24 protein-coding genes and 2 tRNA genes are annotated in these 22745 nt (G+C 72.4%); 15 read left to right on the top strand and 11 right to left on the bottom strand.

What is annotated here, in order from left to right; genetic code table 11:
• The first annotated feature begins 1 nt into the window (after position 1).
• The 3 genes from GA0070560_RS24050 (at position 2) to GA0070560_RS24040 (ending at position 3303) form a co-directional block, all read left to right on the top strand.
• A complete protein-coding gene (locus GA0070560_RS24050; protein ID WP_091301740.1) occupies positions 2-859 on the top strand; it encodes a glycosyltransferase family 2 protein in 858 nt (285 codons plus the stop codon).
• Positions 856-2016, top strand: coding sequence for a glycosyltransferase (locus tag GA0070560_RS24045; protein ID WP_170839559.1), 1161 nt, complete (start codon positions 856-858; stop codon positions 2014-2016). Before GA0070560_RS24050 ends, GA0070560_RS24045 begins: the two co-directional genes overlap by 4 nt.
• Before the next feature lie 111 nt (positions 2017-2127).
• The gene (locus GA0070560_RS24040; protein ID WP_170839558.1) at positions 2128-3303 is read left to right on the top strand and encodes an acyltransferase family protein; all 1176 of its coding nucleotides are present in this window, start codon (positions 2128-2130) and stop codon (positions 3301-3303) included.
• Between the two features lie 100 nt (positions 3304-3403).
• Here GA0070560_RS24040 and GA0070560_RS24035 read toward each other — a convergent pair whose 3' ends face one another.
• Complete coding sequence (locus tag GA0070560_RS24035) at positions 3404-4879, bottom strand: sugar transferase (RefSeq protein WP_091301804.1); 1476 nt, start codon at positions 4877-4879, stop codon at positions 3404-3406.
• A gap of 188 nt (positions 4880-5067) precedes the next feature.
• Positions 5068-6132, bottom strand: a complete 1065-nt coding sequence (locus GA0070560_RS24030; protein WP_091301734.1) for an LCP family protein — start codon at positions 6130-6132, stop codon at positions 5068-5070.
• 126 nt (positions 6133-6258) lie between these two features.
• On the opposite strand from GA0070560_RS24030, the gene GA0070560_RS24025 reads away from it, so the two are divergent.
• A complete protein-coding gene (locus tag GA0070560_RS24025) occupies positions 6259-7092 on the top strand; it encodes a class I SAM-dependent methyltransferase (RefSeq protein WP_091301732.1) in 834 nt (277 codons plus the stop codon).
• Positions 7093-7286: 194 nt separating this feature from the next.
• The gene (locus GA0070560_RS29845; protein ID WP_281185064.1) at positions 7287-7415 is read left to right on the top strand and encodes a hypothetical protein; all 129 of its coding nucleotides are present in this window, start codon (positions 7287-7289) and stop codon (positions 7413-7415) included.
• Between the two features lie 74 nt (positions 7416-7489).
• Here the strand turns inward: GA0070560_RS29845 and GA0070560_RS24020 are convergent, their stop codons facing one another.
• The 3 genes from GA0070560_RS24020 to bcp all read right to left on the bottom strand — a co-directional run bounded on the left by GA0070560_RS24020 (position 7490) and on the right by bcp (position 8817).
• Positions 7490-8029: a GNAT family N-acetyltransferase gene (locus GA0070560_RS24020; protein ID WP_425412702.1), complete on the bottom strand. Its 540-nt coding sequence runs from the start codon at positions 8027-8029 to the stop codon at positions 7490-7492.
• 58 nt (positions 8030-8087) lie between these two features.
• Positions 8088-8174: transfer RNA gene (locus GA0070560_RS24015), tRNA-Leu, on the bottom strand.
• A 166-nt stretch (positions 8175-8340) separates the two neighbouring features.
• Positions 8341-8817, bottom strand: a complete 477-nt coding sequence (gene bcp, locus GA0070560_RS24010; protein WP_091301730.1) for a thioredoxin-dependent thiol peroxidase — start codon at positions 8815-8817, stop codon at positions 8341-8343.
• A gap of 122 nt (positions 8818-8939) precedes the next feature.
• Here bcp and GA0070560_RS24005 point away from each other — a divergent pair, with 122 nt between their 5' ends.
• Genes GA0070560_RS24005 through GA0070560_RS23990 form a run of 4 tightly spaced genes read left to right on the top strand, consistent with a single transcriptional unit; the run spans position 8940 to position 11603 of the window.
• A complete protein-coding gene (locus GA0070560_RS24005) occupies positions 8940-9656 on the top strand; it encodes an energy-coupling factor ABC transporter permease (protein ID WP_091301728.1) in 717 nt (238 codons plus the stop codon).
• A complete protein-coding gene (locus GA0070560_RS24000) occupies positions 9653-10051 on the top strand; it encodes a PDGLE domain-containing protein (RefSeq protein ID WP_091301726.1) in 399 nt (132 codons plus the stop codon). Before GA0070560_RS24005 ends, GA0070560_RS24000 begins: the two co-directional genes overlap by 4 nt.
• A 14-nt stretch (positions 10052-10065) precedes the next feature.
• Entirely contained in the window at positions 10066-10836 is a 771-nt protein-coding gene (gene cbiQ, locus GA0070560_RS23995; RefSeq protein ID WP_091301724.1) for a cobalt ECF transporter T component CbiQ, read from the top strand.
• Positions 10833-11603, top strand: coding sequence for an energy-coupling factor ABC transporter ATP-binding protein (locus GA0070560_RS23990; RefSeq protein ID WP_091301722.1), 771 nt, complete (start codon positions 10833-10835; stop codon positions 11601-11603). The genes cbiQ and GA0070560_RS23990 overlap by 4 nt, the downstream gene beginning before the upstream one ends.
• 8 nt (positions 11604-11611) lie before the next feature.
• Here the strand turns inward: GA0070560_RS23990 and GA0070560_RS23985 are convergent, their stop codons facing one another.
• Genes GA0070560_RS23985 through GA0070560_RS23970 form a run of 4 tightly spaced genes read right to left on the bottom strand, consistent with a single transcriptional unit; the run spans position 11612 to position 14560 of the window.
• Complete coding sequence (locus GA0070560_RS23985) at positions 11612-12706, bottom strand: hypothetical protein (protein WP_091301800.1); 1095 nt, start codon at positions 12704-12706, stop codon at positions 11612-11614.
• Positions 12706-13422 carry a DsbA family protein gene (locus GA0070560_RS23980; protein WP_091301720.1) on the bottom strand — a complete coding sequence of 239 codons (717 nt, stop codon included), beginning with the start codon at positions 13420-13422 and terminating at the stop codon, positions 12706-12708. Before GA0070560_RS23980 ends, GA0070560_RS23985 begins: the two co-directional genes overlap by 1 nt.
• Positions 13415-13939: a MauE/DoxX family redox-associated membrane protein gene (locus tag GA0070560_RS23975; protein ID WP_091301718.1), complete on the bottom strand. Its 525-nt coding sequence runs from the start codon at positions 13937-13939 to the stop codon at positions 13415-13417. Before GA0070560_RS23975 ends, GA0070560_RS23980 begins: the two co-directional genes overlap by 8 nt.
• Before the next feature lie 33 nt (positions 13940-13972).
• On the bottom strand, positions 13973-14560 hold the full coding sequence (locus GA0070560_RS23970; protein WP_091301716.1) for a sigma factor: 588 nt from the start codon (positions 14558-14560) through the stop codon (positions 13973-13975).
• Between the two features lie 108 nt (positions 14561-14668).
• Between GA0070560_RS23970 and GA0070560_RS23965 the strand changes: the two genes are divergently transcribed.
• From GA0070560_RS23965 to GA0070560_RS30135, 4 genes are all read left to right on the top strand, one after another.
• Complete coding sequence (locus tag GA0070560_RS23965; RefSeq protein WP_170839557.1) at positions 14669-15313, top strand: zf-HC2 domain-containing protein; 645 nt, start codon at positions 14669-14671, stop codon at positions 15311-15313.
• Positions 15314-15458: 145 nt separating this feature from the next.
• Complete coding sequence (locus GA0070560_RS23960; RefSeq protein WP_091301799.1) at positions 15459-17123, top strand: copper resistance CopC/CopD family protein; 1665 nt, start codon at positions 15459-15461, stop codon at positions 17121-17123.
• A gap of 15 nt (positions 17124-17138) precedes the next feature.
• On the top strand, positions 17139-17855 hold the full coding sequence (locus GA0070560_RS23955; RefSeq protein WP_091301712.1) for a YcnI family copper-binding membrane protein: 717 nt from the start codon (positions 17139-17141) through the stop codon (positions 17853-17855).
• A gap of 140 nt (positions 17856-17995) precedes the next feature.
• On the top strand, positions 17996-18916 hold the full coding sequence (locus GA0070560_RS30135; RefSeq protein WP_091301710.1) for a hypothetical protein: 921 nt from the start codon (positions 17996-17998) through the stop codon (positions 18914-18916).
• A gap of 148 nt (positions 18917-19064) precedes the next feature.
• Here GA0070560_RS30135 and GA0070560_RS23945 read toward each other — a convergent pair whose 3' ends face one another.
• Positions 19065-20315, bottom strand: coding sequence for a glycosyltransferase 87 family protein (locus tag GA0070560_RS23945; RefSeq protein ID WP_091301708.1), 1251 nt, complete (start codon positions 20313-20315; stop codon positions 19065-19067).
• A gap of 74 nt (positions 20316-20389) precedes the next feature.
• Here GA0070560_RS23945 and orn point away from each other — a divergent pair, with 74 nt between their 5' ends.
• Positions 20390-20980 (top strand): oligoribonuclease, encoded by a 591-nt coding sequence (orn, locus tag GA0070560_RS23940; protein WP_091301706.1) that lies wholly within the window; start codon positions 20390-20392, stop codon positions 20978-20980.
• Positions 20981-21092: 112 nt separating this feature from the next.
• Positions 21093-21168: transfer RNA gene (locus GA0070560_RS23935), tRNA-His, on the top strand.
• Between the two features lie 51 nt (positions 21169-21219).
• Here the strand turns inward: GA0070560_RS23935 and GA0070560_RS23930 are convergent.
• A complete protein-coding gene (locus GA0070560_RS23930) occupies positions 21220-22503 on the bottom strand; it encodes a L,D-transpeptidase (RefSeq protein WP_091301797.1) in 1284 nt (427 codons plus the stop codon).
• Between the last annotated feature and the right edge of the window lie 242 nt (positions 22504-22745).

Genomic DNA, 22745 nt, shown 5'->3' with positions numbered 1-22745 from the left:
GATGAACTCCCAGGATCGCGAGCGAAATGTGAAGACAGTAGCCATCGTCGTGTCCCACAACTCTGTCCGGGACCTGCCCATGAGCCTGGGCAGCCTGCGTGAACTGCCCCTCGCCGAAGTCGTGGTGGTGGACAACGCGTCCTCCGACGACAGTGTCGAGGTGGCCGCGCGGTACACCCCGCACGTCCTCCGTTCCTCCAATGTGGGGTTCGGTAAGGCGATCAACGCGGCGGTGGAGCAGTTTCCCGACGCCGAGGCCTACCTGTTGCTGAATCCGGACGCCGCGCTCACGCCTGACTCGTACGCGGAACTCGCGCGGGCGCTCCAAGACGACGGGAAGGTCGGAGTCGTCGCGCCTCAGATGCGGTACGCGGACGGCGAGCCCGGCATCTCGGCGGGTCCGGAGGTGAGCCTGGCCAAGGAATGGCTCGCCGCGTTGCGCGTCGACCACCTGGTTCCCGGCCGCGTGAAGCGTGGACTCGCCAGGTCGCAGCTGCTCCGCAGCCGGCTCCCGATGCTGGACTACCTCGACAAGAGCGGATCGGCAGCGGTCGCGGACGTCGCCTGGGTGTCCGGATTCTGCATGCTGGTGCGGGCCACCGCATTCCGCGGCGTCAACGGTTTCGATCCTTCCTTCTTCCTCTACTTCGAGGACGTCGACCTCTGCCGGCGGCTGCGCGGTGCCGGCTGGCGTGTCGTGTCGATCGGGACCGCATGGGCCATGCATCGGGAGAGCACGAGCACCAGTGCGGTCGGCAAGAACCGACTGTACCGCTCGGGGTTGGTCGCGTACTGCGACAAGTACGGCACCGCGATGGACAAATTCTCGGCCCGCGCCCTCCGGAGGCTTCCGGTATGAAGATTCTTTTCGTTGCTCCCTGGATTCCTTCGAAGATCCGCCCGCGGAGCCTGGCCCTGCTCGAGATTCTGGCCAAGGAGCACCAGATCCGTTTCCTCGGCCTGACCAGTTCGGACGAGGAGGTGCGGCAGGCCCGGGAACTGCCGGTCGAGTCCACCGTGCTGGTGCCGCGTAGCCGGGTCACGTCGATGCTTCGTTGTGCCACGGCGCTGCCGACCGGCACCTCCCTCCAGCAGGCCTACGCCGACGTGCCCCAGCTGTCGACCGCGCTCGCCAGCGAGCTCCGGCAGTGGCGGCCGGACGTCGTGCATCTCAACGTCTTCCGTACGGTGCACCTCGTGGAGCGGTGTGCGCCGGTGCCGGTGATCGTGGACCTCGACGAGTTCCGCAGCGAGTACTACAGCCAGCTCGCCCGGACCGCCGGCCCCAAGTGGAAGCTGGTGGGCAGGATCGAGGCACCCCGAATGCAGGCACGGGAGGACGCCCTGGTGGCCAACCATGTGCCGCTGATGGTGTCGGCGCCCTTCGAGCCGGGCGAGGAGCGGCCGAACACGTACGTCGTCCGGAGCCCGTACGACCACCCGGAGGACGCGACCCCGCGGGCGACGGAGCCCCGGGTGCTCTTCGTCGGGAGGCTGACGTACGAGGCGAACGTCGACGGGTTGCTGTGGTTCCTCAAGAACTGCTGGCCCGAGGTGAAGAAGCGGGTCCCGAACGCCGTACTCGACATCGTCGGGACCAACCCGCCCGCCTCTGTCCAGGCCTTCCGTGGCAGCGGCGTCGAGATCCACGCCAACGTCCCCGACGTCGCCCCCTACTACCCGCGGGCCTCCGCGGCCATCGTTCCGGTCTGGCGTGGCACGGGTGTGCAGATGAAGCTGATTCAAGCCCTGGCAGCGGGCGTTCCCACGGTGACCACGCCCGAGGTTGCCCGTCGAGCGGGGGTACGGCACGATCACGAGGTCGTGGTGGGAGCGGACGCGCAGGCCTGGGTGAACGAGCTGAGCCGTGTGCTCACCGATCCGGCCGGCGGCCGGCGGCTCGCCGCCGCCGGCCGACGGTGGGCGGTGGACTTCCACAGCTCGAACGCGGTGCGTGAGCAGCTCGCCAAGGCGTACGCAGCCGTGTGGCCGGGCCCTGACCAGTTTCGGCGGTAGCCTGCCGCGCCCCATCCTCGTCGCTCGTCGCAGACCGGCGGGCCGTTCGACCTAAGGAAGACCATGGAGCCTCACGGTGCCGTCCGGCGCGGCGGGAACGATCGTCTCGTCGTGCTCGACGGTCTGCGTCTGCTCTCTGCGCTGATGGTCGTCGTGTACCACCTCCTGCACGGGGAGGGCGTGCGCGACGACGCCTGGCGGGCCCCGACCGATCAGCTCTTCCCCGGCCTGGCCGGCGCCGCGGGGTACGGCTGGCTCGGGGTGGAGATGTTCTTCCTCATCAGCGGCTTCGTCATCTGCATGAGCAGCTGGGGCCGTACCGTGGGGGAGTTCGCGGTCGCGCGCGTGGTGCGGCTCTACCCCGCGTACTGGTTCGCCGTCGTGGCGACCACCGCGGTCCTCGTCCTGTTCCCGGTCTTCGCCGCGCACCGGGACTGGACCCACGTCCTGGTCAACATGACCATGCTGCAGTCGCTCATGGGCGTCCCCGACGTCGAGCGGGCCTACTGGACGCTTGCCGTGGAGCTGCTGTTCTACGTGCTGTTCGCCCTGGTGGTGGTGGCGCGCGGGATGACCGTCCGACGCGTGGTGGCGTTCTGCGTGCTGTGGACGCTGGCGTCGCTGGTCGCCCCGTGGGTGCAGAACGAGGCCGTCTTCATCCTCGTCGGCCGCGGCTACGCCCAGTACTTCGTCGCCGGAATCGCCTTCTACCTGATGTACCGGTTCGGGGCGAACGCTGTGCTCTGGGGCATCGTCGGGTGCTCGTGGATCATCGCCGTCTCCCGTCTCTGGACCGAGATCAAGACGTACTCCACGAGCGAGTTCCTGCCTGCGGCCGCCTGCGTCACGGTCTTCTTCGTCGCCATGGCGCTCATCGCACACGGTTGGTCCGACCGCATCCGGTGGCGATGGCTCACCACCGCCGGCGCCCTCACCTATCCGCTGTACCTGCTGCACGCGCAGATCGGCCTGACGGTCATCGCCGCGGCCCGACCGTACCTTCCCGCGTGGGTGCTGCTGGGGGCGACGATCGTCGGGTTGCTGCTACTCGCGTACCTCGTCCACCGACTGGTCGAACGCCCGGTCGCGAGGCGGCTCCGGCGGGCTCTCCTGCGGTCGCTCGACAGCATGCGCGCGGCCGACGCCGTGCCGGTGGTGCCCGCCACCCGCGCGCCTGTACCGCTCGTGGCCGGGCCTGGGCTGCTGTCCACCGAGGAGGCGAGTGACGACGGGAGCGTCGACGTCCGCAGAGGAACACCTCAGCGATCGCCCGCAGCGCAACGGTGAGATCCGGGTGCGGATGCGGCCAGCGGTAGCTGCTGTGGACCTCCGTCACCGACCTGGCGACCGGATGGAAGGGTACGCCCACGACGCACGGCGGGCCGGCTCAGCGACCACCACCGCGGAAGACCTCCGCGACGGTGCGAAGCACGATCTTGATATCGAGCCAGAGCGACCAGTTCTCGACGTAGAAGTTGTCGAACCGCGCCCGGTCGGAGATCGGCGTGTCGCCCCGCAGGCCACTGACCTGTGCGAGCCCGGTGAGGCCGACCGGGACTCGATGGCGCATCGCGTAGTGGGGGTACTCGACCGAGAACTTCTCGACGAAGTACGGCCGTTCCGGCCGTGGCCCCACCACGCTCATGTCACCCTTCAGGATGTTCCAGAGCTGGGGCAGCTCGTCCAGTGACGTCCGGCGCATGAAGCGCCCGATCGGCCCGACCCGCCGGTCGTTGGCGATGGACCAGTTCGTCTGCGACTCGTGCTCGTCGACCGGCCGCATCGAGCGGAACTTGATGACCTTGAACGGTTCGCCGTACCGACCGATTCGCTCCTGGTAGAAGAAGATGCCGCGGCCGCCGTCGAGGAACGTCGCGATCGCGCAGAGCAGGAGCACCGGACTCAGCACGATCAACGCGAGCGCGGCGAAGAGCAGGTCGGAGGCCCGTTTGATCCTCCACCGCGGACCGGTGAGCGCGGTGTCCCCGATCTTGACGATCGGGATGGCCCCGATGTGGTCGGGATAGCCGCCCTGCGACCGCGAACCCCAGAGGCGAGGCACCGCCCAGAGGTCGCAGCGCGAGCTGGCTGGCCGGAGCAGGGTGTCCATCAGTGTGGACTCCGGACAGTCCGGATCGGCGATGACCAGGACCTCGCACTCGGTCAGCCTGGTGAGGTGTTCGAGGTCGTCGAGGGTGCCGATCAGCGGAAGCGCCCCGGCGCGCTGCCGCGCCGGGGCGTCGACGATGCCGACGAACCGCAGGCCGTACTGCGGGTAGCGGCGGAGCAGCCGGGCGAGCTCGGCGCCGATCGGACCGCTACCGATGACGATGGCGTTGTGCTCCACCCACCGACGCTTGCGCGCGACGAGGATGAACTTGCGGTTGACCGCACGGCCTACGATCACCAGGCCGGCGGAGAGTGCGACGCCCTGCATGAACCCGCTGACGTACGGCACCGAGTCGTGCCGTTGAGCCGCGATGATGGCCACCACCGCACCGGCGGCCAGGAGCCGCCCGACGAGGCTTGGCAGCTCGTCCAGGATGCTGATGTGCCGGCGGGCCCGGTAGAGCCCGCCGACCGCGAAGAAGGCCACTGTGAGGCCGGCGTTGACCAGGGTCCCGCGCCAGTAGTTCTGGCTCACCAGCAGTGGCGCGAGCAGGGCGACCACGTCGATGGGCGCCGTCATCATCCAGGCCCGGAGCCAGCGCGTGCGCTTCGAGGCCCGGGAGCTGGCGTAGGGCAGGACCGTGGTCGTGTCGAGACCGGTGCGCGTCTCCGCCTCGGCCGGCGTCTGGCTCGGCGACCGCACGGGAGGGACCACCGCCTCGAATCCCGCACCGTCGGTCGAGTCGTCCTGCATCGCCACCGGCTGTTTCGATGCTCCGTCGAGCTCCGCTCCGGGCGCAGTCGGGTGACTGAACGCCGATAGGCGTGACATGGTCGATCCTCCCCCGTGAGAACCCCTGGCCAGCCGTGCAGTGCCGGGGCCGATCGAAGGATACGAGCGGACCTGCCGCGCCACCAGAGCCGGCAAGGTAGTCCGGTGTCCTACTTTCCGGCAGCCACGATGTCGGGAACCGAGTCGCGGCTGACCGCGTCGAAAAGGGTTCTGGCCCTGGACCTGTCCGCGAACACGACGCTCTCGCCGCCGACCCGGCCCGTCCCCTGCACCGGGCAGGTGACGAACGTGAGGTTGCCGCTCCGCAGGCCCCGCAGCTCCATGGCCAGGTCCAGGAGGGACAGTGACTTGTCGACCGCCACCGCGTTCGACGTGGCCTTCACGAACGAGTTCAGTCTGCCGGGATTGGCCAGCACGCCGCCGGAGGCCGCCTTGTCCAGGATCGCCCGAATCACCTGCTGCTGGTGCCGGATGCGCGCGAAGTCCCCGTCGGCGAACTGCTTGCGCTGCCGCGAGTAGTCCAGCGCCGCCTCGCCGTCCATCCGCTGTCGGCCCGGGCTGAAGGTGCGGAACGGGGGGTGGATCGAGGTGAAGCTCTTCTCCACGTCGACGTTGATCCCGCCCAGGGCGTCGACGATCTCCTTGAAGCCAGCAAAGTCCACCATCGCCACGTGGTCGATGCGGACGCCGGTGAACCTCTCCACCGTCTGCACCATCAACGGCACGCCGCCCCAGGCGTACGCGGCGTTGATCTTGGCATCGCGGCCGCCCCGGCCTTGCCTCGAACGCGGTACGTTCGTCCAGGTGTCCCGCGGAATCGAGATGAGCTGGGCGCTCGACCGGTCCTTCGGCAGGTGGGCGAGGATGATGGTGTCGCTGCGGGAACCCCCGGTGTTCTCCGGGTCGCGGGAGTCGCTGCCCAGGATCATGATGTTCATCGCGCCCTTGGTGACCACCTGCGGACGGGACTCCTCGGGCACCTCCGTGAACGCGTCGACCCGGTCGATGGAGGAGTTGACCGAGCGGTAGTACAGACCGCCGGCGAGCACACCGCCGCCGGCCAGCAACGCCACCACCAGCAGCACGATCAGAGCGATCCGCCGCCCCCGACGGCGACGCGGAGCCGGAGCGGACGCCTCGCCCGTACCGTCGGAGTCCACGTCGGACGCCTCCGGGCGCGAGACGGAGTCGGCGAGCTGCTGGCGATCGGACATGGCCGTGATGCTACTTACTCACGTTTCGGCAGGGGGCCCCTCGTCCGGTCGGTCGACCCCGGACACCCGGACGGTGAATCGAAACTTTCCTCGCCGATCTTCACCTTCGCCTGGTAGAACCCTCCCGTGGACGCAACGACGCTTCGCCGGGCCATCGCCCGCACCCGCCTCGCCCCGGTCGCCGCCTTCCCCAAGCGACTCGCCCGGGTCGCCCGGCACGACGCCAAGGTGATCCGTACCACCACCCGGTGGCTCTTCACCTCCCGGGAGCACCACAACTACACCTACGACCTGACGAAGCTCAGCCGGCAGCACCTCGCCTGGTTCGTCAGCGTCGTCTGCGACGTGCCGGTCAAGCAGGTCCGCGCGTACCTCGACGAGATCGAGTCCGACGACACGCTGCGCGGCCACATCGAGCAGGCCACCGCCGGGTCCGCGCGCCGCGGCCTGGCCGACAGGCAGGTCCGGTACGCCCGCCGCATCGGCTGGTACGCCATCGTCCGCGCCACCCGTCCCGCCCATGTGGTGGAGACCGGTGTCGACAAGGGGCTGGGCAGCTGCGTGCTCGCCGCCGCGCTGCTGCGCAACGCCGCCGAGGGGCACACCGGCCGGCTCACCTCGCTGGACATCAACCCCGAGGCCGGCTACCTGGCCCGCACCGCGCCCTGGTCCGAGGTGGTGGACCTGGTCATCGGCGACTCGATCGCCTCGATCGGCGCGCTCGACCGCCCGGTCGACCTGTTCCTGCACGACAGTGACCACAGCCGCGCCCACGAACGGCGCGAGTTCGAGGCCGTCGAGGCCAAGCTCGCCTCCGGCGCGATCCTGCTCACCGACAACGTCACCCACACCAACGTCCTCGCCGAGCACGCCGAACGCACCGGCCGCAAGTTCCTCGCCTACCGGGAGACCCCGCGCGACCACTGGTACCCGGGGGACGGCATCGGCGTGGCCTGGTGACAGCGGCGGCCCAGGCCACGATCGGGGTCGACCTGCGCCGACCGGGCCGCTCACCTTCCGGATGAAGGAAGGCTCCTCGCAGTACTGGTTCGCCGTGCTCGTCGGAGACCACGGCAACCCGCTGCGTTCCGTCGAGGTACGCCAGGGCGACTCCGGGACGTTTCCGCTCCGCCACGCCGGTGGCCGTCTCGAAGGTGTCCGACCAGACCGCGGTGCCGCCGCCACCGGCAGGGCTACAACCGACGGGCAGCGCCGCGGCGGCGGTGCTCGACGCGGCCGTCGCGCCGACGGCGGAGCAGACCCGGGCCGTCGGCTGCTCCTGACCCGCGGGCGGCACGACGCGGGTGGTGGTGGCGTCGGATCGAGCTGCGCGTCAGCGCGCCCGGTCTTCGCCGGGTCAGCCCGTCGGCTGGTCCAGGTCGAGCCACATGAGGACCTCGTCGCGGTCGTCGCCGGGCGCCACCCGCAGCGCGGCCGGCAGCCGGCCCACCTCGCGGTAGCCGAGCCGGGCGTAGAACCGCGCCAGGCCCAGCCCAGCCCGGACGGTCACGTGCAGCGCCTGCCAGCCCAGCTCGGGGGCGAGGCGCGCGGCCTCCCGCATGATCGCGACGCCGTACCCGCGACCCTGCGTCCTCGGGTGGACCATGACCCGCTTGAGGGTGCCCCAGTGGGCCTTGAGGTGGAATCGGTTGTCCGCGAAGATCAGCACCGCGACGGGCTGCCCGTCCTCGTACCCGACGAGGAGCCGGTCCGGGCCGGCCGTGATGTCGTCGAAGGTCGCCTCGGCGACCGGGCGGACGTCGTCGGCGGTGACCGGGGCGACGAACCCGACGGCGCCACCGGCATTGGTGACGTCCACCCAGAGGTCGGTGACCTGCCGGCGCAGCTCGGGCGTCAGGTCGGGGTCGAGGAGGAAGCACAGGCTCACGCCGGCCATCCTGACCTGGCAGGGGCGTCGCGAACCCCTGATCGTGACGCTTGCAACTGTGGTGCGTTGGTGCGGGAGAGGGGACTCGAACCCCTACGTCCAATCGGACAATAGGACCTAAACCTATCGCGGCTGCCTGTTACGCCACTCCCGCCGACCCGCTGAGTCTAGAGCGTCGGGCCTCCTCGGTGTGGAGTCCAGCCTCCCTGAGAATCAGTTGAACTGTGACGCTGTGCGCGGCGGCGGCCACCTCGCCCAGCCGCTCGGGCGTGTACTTGTACCGGACCACGTACGCACCGTAGTGGCCCGGTGCGGCAGCCTCAGTCCAGGCCGAGGTCGCGGCGCAGCTTGGCGACGTGCCCGGTGGCCTTGACGTTGTAGAACGCCCGCTCGATCTTGCCGTCCGGGTCGATGACGAAGGTCGACCGGATCACCCCGGTGACGGTCCTGCCGTACATCTGTTTCTCGCCGTACGCGGCGTAGGCGGTGAGCACCGCCTTGTCGGTGTCGGCGACGAGCGGGAAGGTGATGGCGTCGCGCTCGCGGAACCTGGCCAGCTTCTCCGGTTTGTCGGGGGAGATGCCGACGACCTCGTATCCGGCGGCCTGCAGTGAGGCGAGCGAGTCGCGGAAGTCGCAGGCCTGCTTGGTGCAGCCGGGGGTCATCGCCGCCGGGTAGGCGTACAGGATGACCCGGCGGCCGCGCAGGTCCGCCAGGGCGAGCGTCCCGCCGGTGTCGGTGGGCAGGGTGAAGTCGGGAGCGGGGTCGCCGGGGTTGAGGCGGTCGGGCGCGGTCATGGCGACGACCCTACCGCCGGTCGGGGGCGGCGCGATCGACGCGCGCCGGGCGTACGGTGATCAACACCATGGCTTGTTGCCATATCTTGGCAACAGCGATGTCGTGGAAATAGGCTGGGCCGGTGGACACCCTGGCGATGCACATCTCGAACGGGATCATCAACGGTCCCGTGGCGGGGATATTCGCGGCGCTCGCCCTCGCCGCGCTGACCGTCTGCGTCCTGCGCGGCCGCCGTGACCTGGACGACCGGCTGGCCCCGATGGCCGGCCTGGTCGCCGCCTTCATCTTCGCCGTGCAGATGCTCAACTTCCCGATCTTCACCGCCGGGGTGAGCGGCCACCTGCTCGGCGGCGCGCTCGCCGCGCTGCTGGTCGGCCCCTGGGTGGGCGCGCTCTGCGTGGCGGTGGTGCTGGTGGTGCAGGCCCTGGTCTTCGGCGACGGCGGCGTCGCGATGCTCGGCCTGAACGTCACCAACATGGCGCTGCTGGGCACCGCGGTGGCGTACCTGCTGATCGCCGGGCTGCTGCGGGTGCTGCCGCGCACGCCGGCCGGGCTGGGCGTGACGGCGTTCGTCTCCGCACTGCTCAGTGTGGTGGTCGCCGCTCAGGGCTTCGTGCTGCAGTACTGGCTCGGCGGCACCACCGACCTGGGCGGCAACATCACCGGGCTGGCCGCCACGATGGCCGGCGCGCACCTGCTGATCGGCATCGGCGAGGGACTGATCACCGCGACCACCGTGGTCACCGTCGCCAAGGTCCGGCCCGACCTGGTGTACGCGCTGCGGGCGCTGAAGCCGGCCACACCGGCGCCCGTCCCGGCGGTCGGAGGTGTCCGGTGAGAAAGCGGTCCTGGGGCTTCGTCGCGGTCGGCCTGCTGGTCGCGCTCCTGCTGGCCGGGGTGGTCAGCAACTACGCCTCGTCGCACCCGGACGGGCTGGACTCCTCGCTGCTCAAGGGCTGCACGGTCGACTCCGAGGGGGAGATCACCGGCGGCTCCTGCCCGGCGCAGCAGGAGAAGGAGCACGAGGTGGGCGGTCCGCTCGCCGACTACGGGGTCGCCGGGATCGACAACGGCTTCCTCTCCACCGGCCTGTCCGGGGCGCTCGGGGTGCTGCTCACGTTCGCCGTCGGCGGTGGCGTGTTCTGGCTGCTGCGCCGGCGCGGCCCGGCCGGGCCGGACGACTCCGGTGACACGGCGCGCGGAGACCGGCAGCGCGCCGGCGCCGCCGGCTGAGCGGGCGTACGACGATGGGCGCGGGACACGCGCACGTGCTCTACCGCGAGGCGTCCTCGCCGGTGCACCGGCTCGCGCCCGAGGTGAAGATCGCGGCGATGGTGCTCTTCACCGTCGCCGTGGTCGCCACCCCACGCGAGGCGCTCTGGGCGTTCGCCGGGTACGCGGTGCTGGTCGCCGTGGTCGCCGTGCTGGCCCGGGTCGGTCTGCGCTGGCTGCTGCTCCGCTCGATGATCGAGCTGCCGTTCGTGCTCTTCGCCTTCGCGCTGCCGTTCCTCGGCGCGGGGGAGCGGGTGTCAGTCGCCGGGCTGAGCCTGTCGGTGGACGGCCTCTACGGCGGGTGGAACATCGTCGCCAAGGGCACGCTCGGGGTGCTCGCGTCGCTGCTGCTGGCCGCGACCACCACGACCCGGGACCTGATCCTCGGCCTGGACCGGCTGCGCTGCCCGGAGATCGTCACCCAGATCGCCACGTTCATGCTGCGTTACCTGGACGTGCTGGTCGGCGAGGCCCGCCGGATGCGGGTGGCCCGGGTGTCCCGGGGCGACGACCCGCGCTTCCTCTGGCAGTTGCGCGGCTTCGCGGCCGGGGTGGGCGCGCTGTTCCTGCGCGCGTTCGAGCGGGGCGAGCGGGTCTACCTGGCGATGCTGTCCCGGGGCTACTCCGGCCGGATGCCGGCGGTCTGGCAGGGCGCGGGCGCGGCGACGGCCGGGCAGTGGCTGGCGGCGGCCACCGTGCCGCTGGTCGCCGTCTGCATCGCGGCCACCGCCGTCGTGCTGACATGATCGGGTACGTGCAGACCGCTGTCTCCCTGGACGTCCGTGGCGTCCGGTACGCGTACCCGGACGGTCACGTCGCCCTGCACGGGGTGGACCTGACCGTCCCGCGCGGCGAGCGGGTGGCCCTGCTCGGCCCGAACGGGGCCGGCAAGACCACGCTGGTGCTGCACCTCAACGGCATCCTGACCCCCACCGAGGGCATGGTCAGCGTCGGCGGGCTGACCGTGTCGAAGGACCGGGACACGCTGGCCGAGATCCGCCGCCGGGTGGGCATCGTCTTCCAGGACCCGGACGACCAGCTCTTCCTGCCCACGGTCGCCGAGGACGTGGCGTTCGGCCCGGCCAACCTGGGGCTGCGCGGCGCGGAACTGGCCGAGCGGGTGGACGAGGCGCTCGCGGCGGTGCGGATGGGCGAGCACCGGGACCGGGCCCCGCACCACCTGTCGTTCGGGCAGCGTCGCCGGGTGGCGGTCGCCACCGTGCTGGCGATGCGCCCGGAGATCCTGGTGCTCGACGAGCCGTCGTCGAACCTGGATCCGGCGGCCCGCCGGGAGTTGGCGGAGATCCTGCGCGGCCTGCCGGTGACCCTGCTGATGGTCACCCACGATCTGCCGTACGCGGCGGAGCTGTGTGACCGATCGGTGATCCTGGACGCCGGCCGGATCGTCGCCGACGCCCCCACCCTGGACGTCCTGGGTGACGCCGAGCTGCTGGCCCGGCACCGCCTGGAACTTCCCTACGGCTTCACCCCGCGCTCGCTGCCCCGCCCCTGACTGTCGGGTCAGGCGGTCACCGGGGTGCGGTGGGGCGCCGTCGCGAGGGCGGCGCGGGAGGCGGCGTGCAGCCGCAGGACACCGGCGGCGAGCGCGCCGGCGCCGGCGGCCAGGACCAGCACGAGCAGCAGCCGGGCGTACTGGCCGGGCCAGGGGACCGGCGCCACCGCGCGGGAGAGCATCGACAGGTTGGTCGCGCCGACGAAGAGCGCCAGGCAGGTGCCGGCCAGCGCCAGCGCGAAGTCGGCCGCCGGGCGGCGGGCCAGCGCGTAGCCGCCCGCCGCGATCGCGCCCAGCCCGGTGAGCAGCGACCAGACCTGCCCGGTGAGCAGCCCGAACAGCAGCCCGCCGGTGCCGTCGGCGCCGGCGTCGAGCTCCCGGCCGACCACGAGGACGATCGCCGCCACGCCGCCGAGCGCGAGCAGCGCCCCGACCGCGCGCAGCGCCTGCGTCCCGGCGGCCGAGCCGGCCGGCAGCAGCCCGGCCGCCCCGAGGGCCAGCACGCCGAGGGTGGCGGCCACCCACCACGGATACGGGTCCGGCGGTGGCACCCAGTCCAGGGTGCCCCGGATCTCCACCGGCTCGGCGCCGTCGCGTACCGGCACGGCCCAGTCGCGGACCCGGTGTTCCCGGGTCGGGTCGGCGGCGACCGGGGCCGGCACGCCCGATTCGCGCCACAGGGCGCGCTGGTCGTGCCAGCGGGCCCGCGGCTCGTCGGCGATCCTGCGCCACTGCGGCGGCGCGGCCGGGTCCGCCTCGGCGGGCAGGGTGGTGTCGCCGGCGAGGGTCCGGTTCAGGTACGTGGCGGGGGAGCGGGTGTTCTCGTACGCCCCGCCCGGCCCCACCTTCAGGTACGGCTCCCCGGAGTAGCCCATCACCTCGACGTCGCGCCCGCCGGTGTTGACCAGTTCCAGCCGGGCGCCCGCCTCGACGGCCCGTACCGTCAGGCCGGCGCGCGGCGGGGTGAGGCCGGTCACCTCGGTGCGGTAGTCGGTGCCGTCGGGGGCGTCGGCGCCGTGTGCGGCGGCCGGGGCGGTGACGGTGAGGACGGTGACGAGCGCGGCGGTGACGACCAGGCCGGCCCGCCGGAGCAGGGGTGGCATCACTTGCCGGCCGCCTCCACCGCCGCCTTGATCCCGTCCGGGGAGCGGTCCTCGACGTCCTTGCCGTTGATCCGGATGGTCGGGGTGCCGGTGACGCGGGACTCGCTGGCGTCCTCGGTGACGTGCTCGGTCCACGCCTTGAAGGTGCCGTCCTTCACACATGAGCCGAAGTCGTCGCGGTTGAGCCCGACACCCGCGCCGATGTCGATCAGCTCGTCGTTGCTCAGTCCGGGGCCGCCCTCCGGCGGCTGCCGCTCGAAGAGCGCGTCGCTGAACTCCTTGAACTTGCCGCCCTCGGCGGCGCAGCCGGAGGCGGCCGACGAGCGGGTCGAGTACTCGGTGGTGGAGAAACGGTTCAGGATGGCGACCGGGTGGAAGACCACCTTCGCCTTGCCCTCGCTGACGAGCTGGTCGATGGTCGCCCCGTTGATCTGCTGGAACTGCTTGCAGGCGGGGCAGAGGTAGTCCTCGTACAGGTCGATGGTGACCGGGCCGCTGCCGATCACCACGCCGGTGCCGGCGTCGTTCGCGCCCTTGGGCGCGGTGAAGTCGTCGGCGCGCTGGCTGGAGTAGACGCTCCAGCCGATCAGCCCGGCGATGACCAGGAACACGACCGCGCCGACCGACGTCCAGAGCGTCCGCTTGCGCCGCTTCTCCCGGGCCAGTTGCTCGCGGACCACCCGGGCCGCGTCCTTCTGCCCCTTGCGACTACTCATCGTCTTCCTCCACGCCAGGTTCGTCCGCCAGCCAGCCGTCCACGGAGACGGGGGTGCGGGGCCAGATCAGCAGGAATCCGGCCAGCGCCAGGAATCCCAGGTCCCGGAGAATCTCCGGGAGATAGCTCGGGGCCTGCCCGGCGGCGAGCTGCCCGCCGCTGCCGAAGCACCCGCAGTCGATGGCCAGGCCTCGGCTCCAGGCGGAGGCGATGCCGGCGACGAAGACCACCAGCAGCGCGGCGGAGACGCCGGCGGCGAGCCGGGTGGCGAGGCCGAGCAGCAGGATCACCCCGAGTGCCAGCTCCACGAAGGGCAGCGCCGCGCCGATCACCATCGCCACGTCGTACGGCATCACCTGGTAGGCGTTGACGGCACGCCCGGAGGCGGCGAGGTCGCCGACCTTGGCTCCGCCGGCGATCAGCCAGACGGCGGCCAGGCCGAGCCGGGCGGCGACCCCGATCCAGGGGCGGACGACGGGCCAGCGGCCGGTGCGGGTGCGCTCAGCGGTCACACTCATTGGTCGTTGCGTCCGGTCCCGAAGTTCCACGGTTCAACCGGCCAGCGCGTCACTGACGGCCTCGACCAGGTCGTGGCGGGCCCGGGCCACCCGGGAGCGGATGGTGCCCACCGGCACCCCCTCCACGGCGGCGGCCTCGGCGTACGACAGGCCGAGCAGTTGGGTGAGGACGAACGCGCCGCGCCGTTCGGCGGGCAGCCGGCGGACCAGGTCGGCGGTGCCGAGGTGCCCGGCCGGGTCGGGGTGCGGGTGGCCGGTGTGCGCGTCGGCGACGAGGCGTTCGTCGAGCCGCCGTCGCCGGACCACGGTGCGCAGGTGGTCGGCACAGGCCCGGCGGGCGATGCCGAGCAGCCAGGTGCGTGCGCTGGAGCGCCCCTGGAAGCCGGGCAGTGCCCGGAACGCCCGCAGGTAGGTCTCCTGGGTGAGGTCGTCGGCGCTGTCCGGGTCGACCAGCGCGGCGGCGAAGCGCCACACCTCGACCTGGGTGGCCCGGACGAAGGCGGCCTGAGCCGTGGGGTCGCCGTCCCGGGCGGCCAGCGCCCACCGGGTCGCCGCGTCCGGCGCAGCGCCGCGTGCCGCCTCGTGGCGGTCGGCGGGGGTGTCACGCGGGGCGGGGATCACGTCACCCGAGGTTACGCGGCGCAAATGAGGTGGGCAGGGTCCTTCGACCCTTTCCATGGCCTGGCTCACGTAGGGAACTTTCCCGCCCCCGCCCCCGACTACCTGCCCATGAACTGCGACGACGTACGCGCGGCGCTGTCGGCGCGGCTGGACGGCGAGGACCCGCAGGTCCCGGAGGCGGTGCTGGACGCGCACACCGGGGCGTGCCCCGGCTGCCGTTCCTGGCTGGCCCGGGCCGAGCAGGTGACCCGGCTCACCCGGGTGCGTGCCGTGCAGGTACCCGATCTGACCGCCCGGGTGCTGGCGGCGGTCGCCGCCGACCCGGTGCTGGCCGGGCGCGCACCGGCGGCGGTCCGTGCCGCACGTCGTCAGGTGCTGCGCGTCGCCGTGGGCGTGGCCGCCGTGGCGCAGCTCGCCCTCGCCCTGCCCGTGCTGCTCGCCGGGCTGGGGGTGGCCGCCGACCCGCACGTCAGCCGGGAGATGGCCTCCTTCGACGTGGCTCTCGCGGTGGGCTTCGCGCTGGCCGCCTGGCGGCCGGAGCGCGCCCGGGCGTTCCTGCCGGTGGCGCTGGTGCTGGCGCTCTGCCTGGCCGGCACCAGCGTCATGGACATCGCCAACTCGACCACCGCGCTGGTGCACGAGATCGGCCACCTGGCCGCCGTGGTGCAGGCAGGGTTGCTGTGGGCGCTGGGCCGGGTCAGCGGGGAGTCCGGCCGGCCGTGGTCCGGTGCCGTCGTGGCGGGACGCGGGTGAGCCGGTCGCCGAGCTGCCGCCGGTCGGGTCCGGGCGTCGCGACGCGGTCGGCGGTGCTCCGCCCGGGCCCGTCCGCACCGACGGGGACCGCGGTGACCAGCAGGGCACGGGGCCGGGTCGCCGAAAGGGCCCCGCGTCGGCGAGCATGGCCGTCATGAACGTCGTCGATCGTCGTTGGTCCGTACGGCTGGGCGCCACCGCCGGCCTCCTGGTCACCCTCGTCGCGTTGCTGCTCGCCCCGGCAACTCCGGCGAGTGCCCACGCCGTGCTGGTGAGCAGCAGCCCGGTGGCCTCGGCCGTGGTGCCGGAGGCCCCGGCCGAGGTGGTGCTGACCTTCAGCGAGTCCGTCCGCAAGGTCACCGGCAAGATCCGGGTCATCGCCCCGGACGGCTCCCGGGCCGACCGGGGCGAGCCGACCTTCGAGGGCGCGGTGGTGACCGTCCCGGTGGACCGGGCCGGGCCACGCGGCACCTATCTGGTCAGCTACCGGGTGATCTCCGCCGACAGCCACCCGGTCTCCGGCGCGTTCACCTACTCCGTCGGCGCGCCCTCGCCGCCGCCGACCGACTCCGGCTCGGACAGCCGGGCCAACCCGGTGGTGGACACCGGGGTGAAGGTCGCCAAGTACCTCGGCTACGTGGGGCTGCTGCTGGTGTCCGGCGCCGCCCTGGTGCTCGCCGCGCTCTGGCCGCAGCGGCTCGCCCGCCGCGGCCCGGCCCGGGTGCTCTGGGCCGGTGCCGGCCTGCTCGCCGCCGCCACGGTGGCCGAGCTGTGGTTGCAGGTGCCGTACACGGCCGGGGGCGGGCCGTTCGACGTCACCGGCGCGGGCTTCGGCGAGGTGCTGGGCAGCACGTACGGCACCGCGCACCTGGTCCGGCTGGGGCTGCTCGCGGCGGCGGCGTTCCTGCTGCGCCCGCTGACCCGGGGGCCGGTGGGCCGCTCGGACGGGATCATCCTGGCCGTGCTCGGCGCGGCGGCGCTGCTGACCTGGCCGCTGTCCGGGCACGCGGCGGCCTCGCCCGCGCCGGCCGTCTCGGTGCTGGTCGACGCGGTGCACCTGGGCGGCATGGCGGTCTGGCTGGGCGGTCTGGTGATGCTCGGCGGGTTCCTGCTGCGCCGGGCCGACGAGCGGGAGCTGGGGGCGATCCTGCCGATCTGGTCCCGCTGGGCGGCGCTGGCGGTGGCGGCGCTGCTGCTCGCCGGCACCGTGCAGGCGCTGATCGAGGTGGGCGGTCTCGCCGCCCTGCTCGACACCACGTACGGTCGGCTGCTGCTCGCCAAGATCGTGCTGTTCGCGCTGGTGGTCGGGGTGGCGGCGTACTCGCGGGCGCTGGTGCGCCGGCGCACCGCCGCCGGTCGGCCGACGCCGGTGCGGCGGGCGGTCTGGGTCGAGCTGGCGATCACCGCGGTGGTGCTCGGGGTCTCCGCCACCCTGGTGCAGACCACCCCGGCCCGGGTCGCCGCCGCCGACGTGGCCGGTGCGCCCGGCGGCTACTTCTCCACCACGTTGAGCAGCCCGATCTACTCGCTGCAGGTGGAGCTGGACCCGGCCGAGCGGGGCAACAACTCGCTGCACCTGTACGCGTACACGAAGGACAACCGGCCGCAGCCGGTGGCCGAGTGGAAGGCCACCGCCGCGCTGCCGTCGGCGGGGATCGAGCCGATCGAGATCCCGCTGCTGCCGCTGACCGACAACCACGCGACCGGGGAGGTCAGCTTCCCGGCGGCCGGTGAGTGGCAGCTGCGCCTCACCGTGCGCACGTCCGACATCGACCAGGCCACGGTGACCGCCACCGTGTCGATCAAGTAGCCGAAAGGTTCTCAGATGATCCGTCTCCGGCGTACCGCAACCGCCGCCGCGGTCGTGTTCACCGTCGCCACCACGGCCGTGCTCGGCGTCGCCGGGCCCGCCTCGGCGCACGTCTCGGTCAATCCGAAGGAGGCGACCCAGGGCGGCTACGGCCGGTTCGCCTTCCGGGTGCCGAACGAGAGCGACAGCGCCTCGACCACCAAGGTCGAGGTGGTGCTGCCGGAGAACGCCCCGGTCGGCTCGGTCTCGACGATGCCGGTGCCGGGGTGGACGGTCGCGGTGGAGAAGCGCAAGGTCGACCCGCCGGTGGAGGTGCACGGCAGCCAGCTCACCGAGGCGGTGTCGAAGCTGACCTGGACGGCGACCGGCGACGCGGCGGTCAAGCCGGGCCAGTTCCAGGAGTTCCCGGTGTCGATGGGGCCGCTGCCACAGGTCGACCGGATGGTGTTCAAGTCGTTGCAGACGTACTCCGACGGCAACGTGGTGCGCTGGATCGAGGAGCCGACCCCGGGCGCGGAGGAGCCGGAGAACCCGGCTGCGGTGCTCACCCTCACCCCGGCGTCGGCGTCGGCGTCGTCCGCCGCCCCGGCCGGGCAGGTCGAGGCCGATGACGACTCCGACGGCACGGCGACCGGACTGGGCATCGCCGGACTGGTGGCCGGCCTCGCCGGTCTGCTCCTGGGTGGACTGGCCTTCGCCCGGACCCGCCGGCAGGCCGCGCCGAAGGCCTGATCCCGGGTGCGCCGCCCGGCCCGGCGGGCCGGGCGGCTCCGCCGGCGGCGGCCCGGCCGGTCCCCGCCGATATCCGCAGATCCAGGCGGTGCCGTCGGTAAGGTCGGCCGGGTACCCGGTCACCGAAGGAGACGGAACGAATGCGGTTCGTGCGGGCGCTCACCGGAATGCTGCTGCTGGTCGTCGGGATTCCGCTCCTGCTGGGCGGCGCCGGTCTCGGTGCCGTCGCCCGGCACGCCGCCGGGGACGGGGCGTTCACCGCCCGGGTCGAGCCGCTGCACACTGCGGGCCGGGCGATGCTGGTGGAGGACGTCGACGCGCTGCTGCGCGCGGAGGCGCCGTTCACCCGGGTCGGGCCGTCCCGGCTGCGCCTGACCGCCCGTACCGCCGATGGTCCCGCCTTCGTCGGCCTGGCCCCGACCGAGCAGGTGCGGCGCTGGCTGGACGGCGTCGCGCACGCCGTGGTCGGGCGGGTCGCGCTGGCCCGGGGTCCGCTGCCGGTGCGGTTGACCGACGCGACGCCCGCGTCCACCGCCGCCCCGGCGGGGCCGCTCCCGGCCGTCCCGCTCGACGCCGCCTTCTGGGTACGCGAGGGGATCGGCTCGGTCGAGTGGAGTCCTGCCGAGCTGGCGGGCCGGCAGTTGAGCCTGGTGGTGATGCGGCCCGACGGGCGGGCCGACCTGGCCGTGGCGCTGCGCGCCGAGTTGCGCGCCGACTGGTTGCGGCCACTGGCGTGGGGGTCGGCGGCCGGCGGCCTGCTGTTGGTCGCTCTGGCGGTGCTGGTGCTGGTGCGGCCCGTCCGGCCGCGTGAGGTGGTCTTCGTGGTGGAGCCCGACCAGGTGCCGGTGCTCGCCGGGCGGCTCGGGGTGAGTTCACTGAGCGGCCTGGGCACCGCGCCCGCCCCCGAACCGGAGCGGCAACTGGTGTCGGTGGGCGCGCCCGAGCCCGCCCGTCCGGCGATCGGGGCGGTGCCGGCGCGCCGCCCGGCCAGCCTGGCGGACCTGCCGCCGTGGCCGCCGCAGCGTCCGGATGAGACACCCGGCCCGGTGGACGGGGACTGACCGCCCCATACGGACGGCCCTGCGCGCTGCCGACGCGCAGGGCCGTCCTCACCGGGGGATCGGTGCCACCTGACAGATGTCAGAGGTGGGTGTCGTCAGATTAGCGCCGATAGTCGCTCGTAGGAACGTCTGTCCATTTGGTGCGACTTTATCCGCGTGCCGGCCGAGGTTCCCGCCGTACCGGCAGGGTCACCAGCAACAGCAGCGCCAGCAGCACGTACGCGTTGCGCAGCAGGAACTCCCACGGCGTGTCGGTACGCGCCGGCGCCACGCCCCAGTCGTAGAAGGACACCACCCCGTACACGATCACCACGCCCGTGCCGACTGCGAGCGCGAGCAGCCGGCGGCGTCGGCGGGCCCCCTCGGCGTCGTCCCGGCCGGCGTCGAGCGCCGCGTCCACCAGCACCACCACGGCCGGGATGAACCAGTAGATGTGGTGGGTCCAGGTGATCGGGCTGATCAGCCCGCCGACCAGGCCGGTGAGGGTGAGCCCGGTGAGCTCGTCGCCGGCCCGTGCCGCCCGGGCCGCCCGCCACAGGCCGTATCCGGCGACGACCGCGACCAGCGCCAGCCAGAGCAGCCGGTTCGGCTCGGCCGGCGCGTCGACCCGGCTGAGCAGGCCGAACAGCGACTGGTTGCCGGTGTAGTCGGTCCGGCCGACCCGGTCGGTCGCCCACAGCTCGTGGGTCCAGAACCGCCAGGAGTCACGCGGCGCCACCGCCGCCGCGAGCAGCGTGGCCGCCGCCGCGGTCACGGCGGCCACCGCCGCCGCCCGCCACCGCCGGGTCACCAGCAGGTAGACGATGAAGATGCCCGGGAAGAGCTTCAGCGCCGTGGCCAACCCGACGGCCACCCCGGCCCAGCGCCGCGCCTGCGGTACGGCGAAGAGCAGGTCGGCCAGGACCAGCACCACCAGCAGCATGTTGATCTGGCCGAAGGTGATCGTCTCCCGGGTGCTCTCGACCGCGAAGACCAGCAGCACCGCCACGGTGAGCGTGAACACCCGGGGCAGGCCGTGCCGTGCGATCACCGGGGCGAGCAGCCAGCGGGTGGTGTAGATCACCGCGATGCCGGTGAGGACGGTGAAGACCGCGATGGTCAGCCCGAGCGGCAGCAGCGCGAACGGCCGCAGCAGCAGCGCGCTGAACGGCGGGTAGGTGAAGTAGAGCGCGCCCTGCACCCGGTCCGGCTGCACGTAGTCGTAGAGCGGGTGCCCGGCCGCCCACCAGTCCATCGCCCGCATGTAGATCTTCAGGTCGAAGAAGTCGTGCACCGTGCCGGGCAGGTAGAGCGCCGGCAGCACGGCCGCCAGCGCCAGCACCATGACGACCCGGCGGACCGTACGGCTTCTCCGGTCGTCCGCGGTGACGGCGGGTGGCGCGGCGGGTTCGGCTGGCACGGGGAAACCCTAGCGGTCCACCGCGCCGACGGTGCCGAGGCGCGGGCACCTGGGCTGCGACTAGTCTGTCGGGCGTGGCTGACCTTCTCGTCTGGATCGACTGTGAGATGACCGGGCTCGATCTCGGCAGGGACGCGCTGATCGAGGTCGCCGCGCTCGTCACCGACCCCGACCTCAACGTGCTCGGTGAGGGGGTCGACGTGGTCATCCACGCCGACGACGCGGCCCTGGCGGCGATGCCGGAGATCGTGCGCACGATGCACGGCAAGTCCGGGCTCACCGAGGAGGTGCGGCGCTCGACGGTCACCCTCGCCGAGGCCGAGGACATGGTGCTGGAGTACGTCACCAGCCACGTCAAGGACCCGCGGACCGCCCCGCTGTGCGGCAACTCGATCGCCACCGACCGGGGCTTCATCACCCGGGACATGCCGCGCCTCGACGCCCACCTGCACTACCGCATGATCGACGTCTCCTCGATCAAGGAGCTGTGCCGGCGCTGGTACCCGCGGGTGTACTTCGGGCAGCCGCAGAAGGGGCTGGCCCACCGGGCGCTGGCGGACATCCGGGAGAGCATCCGGGAGCTGGAGTACTACCGGCGCACCATCTTCGTACCGCTGCCGGGGCCGGACGTGGACAGCGCGAAGGCGATCGCCGCGCAGTTGTAGGGCGCGCTCGCGCCGGCGTCCCGGCGGGCGTGCCGAACCCGCTGGACGGAGCCCGCCGGGGTGTGGCTATTATTAGTCCGCACCCGCCCGGGTCACCGGTGCGGACGGCATGGTGGCTGTAGCTCAGTTGGCAGAGCACCGGGTTGTGGTCCCGGTTGTCGTGGGTTCAATTCCCATCAGTCACCCCAGACGACGAAGGCCCCCTCCGCGCGGAGGGGGCCTTCGTCGTTTCCGCCCCGTCAGGGCGTGGGCTCGACGCCCGGCTCCTCGTCGCCGGTGGTGGGCTCGGCGTCCGGCGCGGCCGGCGGCTCGTACGGCAGGGCGCTGCCCTCGACGTACCGCTCCCAGCTCATGTTCCAGTCGGTCCAGCCGTTGCCGTTCTGTAGCCGACGCTCGGTGCCCTTGACCGTGATCGGGTCACCGATCCGGGTGTTCTCGAAGAGCCACTTCCCGTTGGCCATCGAGACGTTCACGCAGCCGTGCGAGACGTTGACGCTGCCCTGCTGCCCCTCCGACCAGGGCGCGGCGTGGATGAACTCGCCGCCCCAGGTGAGGCGCTGGGCGTAGTCGATCTTCGTCCGGTAGCCCTCGACGGGGCCCAGCTCCTCCAGGGTGTCGAAGACCGTCTTGCGCAGCTTCTCGATCACCACCATGGTGCCGCTGGAGGACGGGGTGCTCTTCTTGCCGAGGCTCACCGGGATCGTCCTGACCACGGCGCCGTCCCTGGTGACGGTCATCCGCTTGGTCCGGTTGTCCACCACCATGACCAGCGACGGGCCGATCTTGACGTCCACCGTCAGGTCGGAGCGGCCGTACCAGCCGTCACCCATCGGCAGCCCGCCGGCCTGCACCCGGTACGACACGGTGCTGCCCGGCTGCCAGAACTCCTTCGGCCGGTAGCGGACCTCGGTGGGGCTGGCCCAGTGCCAGATCCCCTCCTGGGCCGGGGTGGAGGTGACGCTCATCCGGCGCTGGACGTCGTCGCGGTAGTCCTGCGGCACGGCCCGGCCGAAGCGGACGATCAGCGGCATGCCCACGCCGACCACCTGGCCGTCGCCGAGGAAGCTGGTGATGCGCACCTGCTTGTCGGGCTTGGCCATGACGGTGAAGGTGCTGGTGGCCGTGGCCGGCTTGCCGTCGTCACCGGTCGCCGTCACGGTGGCGGTGTACTGCCCGCCGTACTCCAACGCGCGGGCGGGCAGCCAGCTCCTGCCGTCGGCGGCCAGCTCGCCCTCGACGGCCGCACCGGCCGAGTCCTTGAGTTCGACGGTGGTCTTCTCGGCGTCCTTCGTGGTGAAGGTGATGCCGGTGGAGGCCGGGACGTCCGTGGCGTCGGCCTTCGGTTCGGTGATGGTGGCCGCGGCCTTCGGGGCGCTCTCCCCGCCGCCCTGCCAGCTCGACGACTTGCCGCCGCCGGAGCCGGTGCAGGCGGAGGTGAAGGTGAGCGCGGCGGCGAGGAGCCCCGCCGCGAGCGCGCGGCGCCGCCCGGTGCGCCGGGTCGGTCGGTCCTGGCTAGCTCGCATCATTTCCTCACAGTCGTGATCCCCGAGGCCCCATCCTTACCCACTGACGCACGCCCGCGCCCGCCGGTTGCCGGGCGTGAACAGGAACACGCCGATCAGGATGTGCGGATGTCGGTAAAATGCCGAACTTTCACGAGCGCCGCTCATCTCCGCGGTTCGGCCGCCGGTCCACCGGCGGGGCCGAGGTGTCGACGGCGCGGAACCCGTCCCGGTCGGGCCGGCGGTGACGGCCGGCCCGACCG

Source organism: Micromonospora halophytica (assembly GCF_900090245.1).
In the GTDB taxonomy this organism is placed as follows: domain Bacteria; phylum Actinomycetota; class Actinomycetes; order Mycobacteriales; family Micromonosporaceae; genus Micromonospora; species Micromonospora halophytica.
This window is presented reverse-complemented; position numbering and strand designations above follow the sequence as displayed.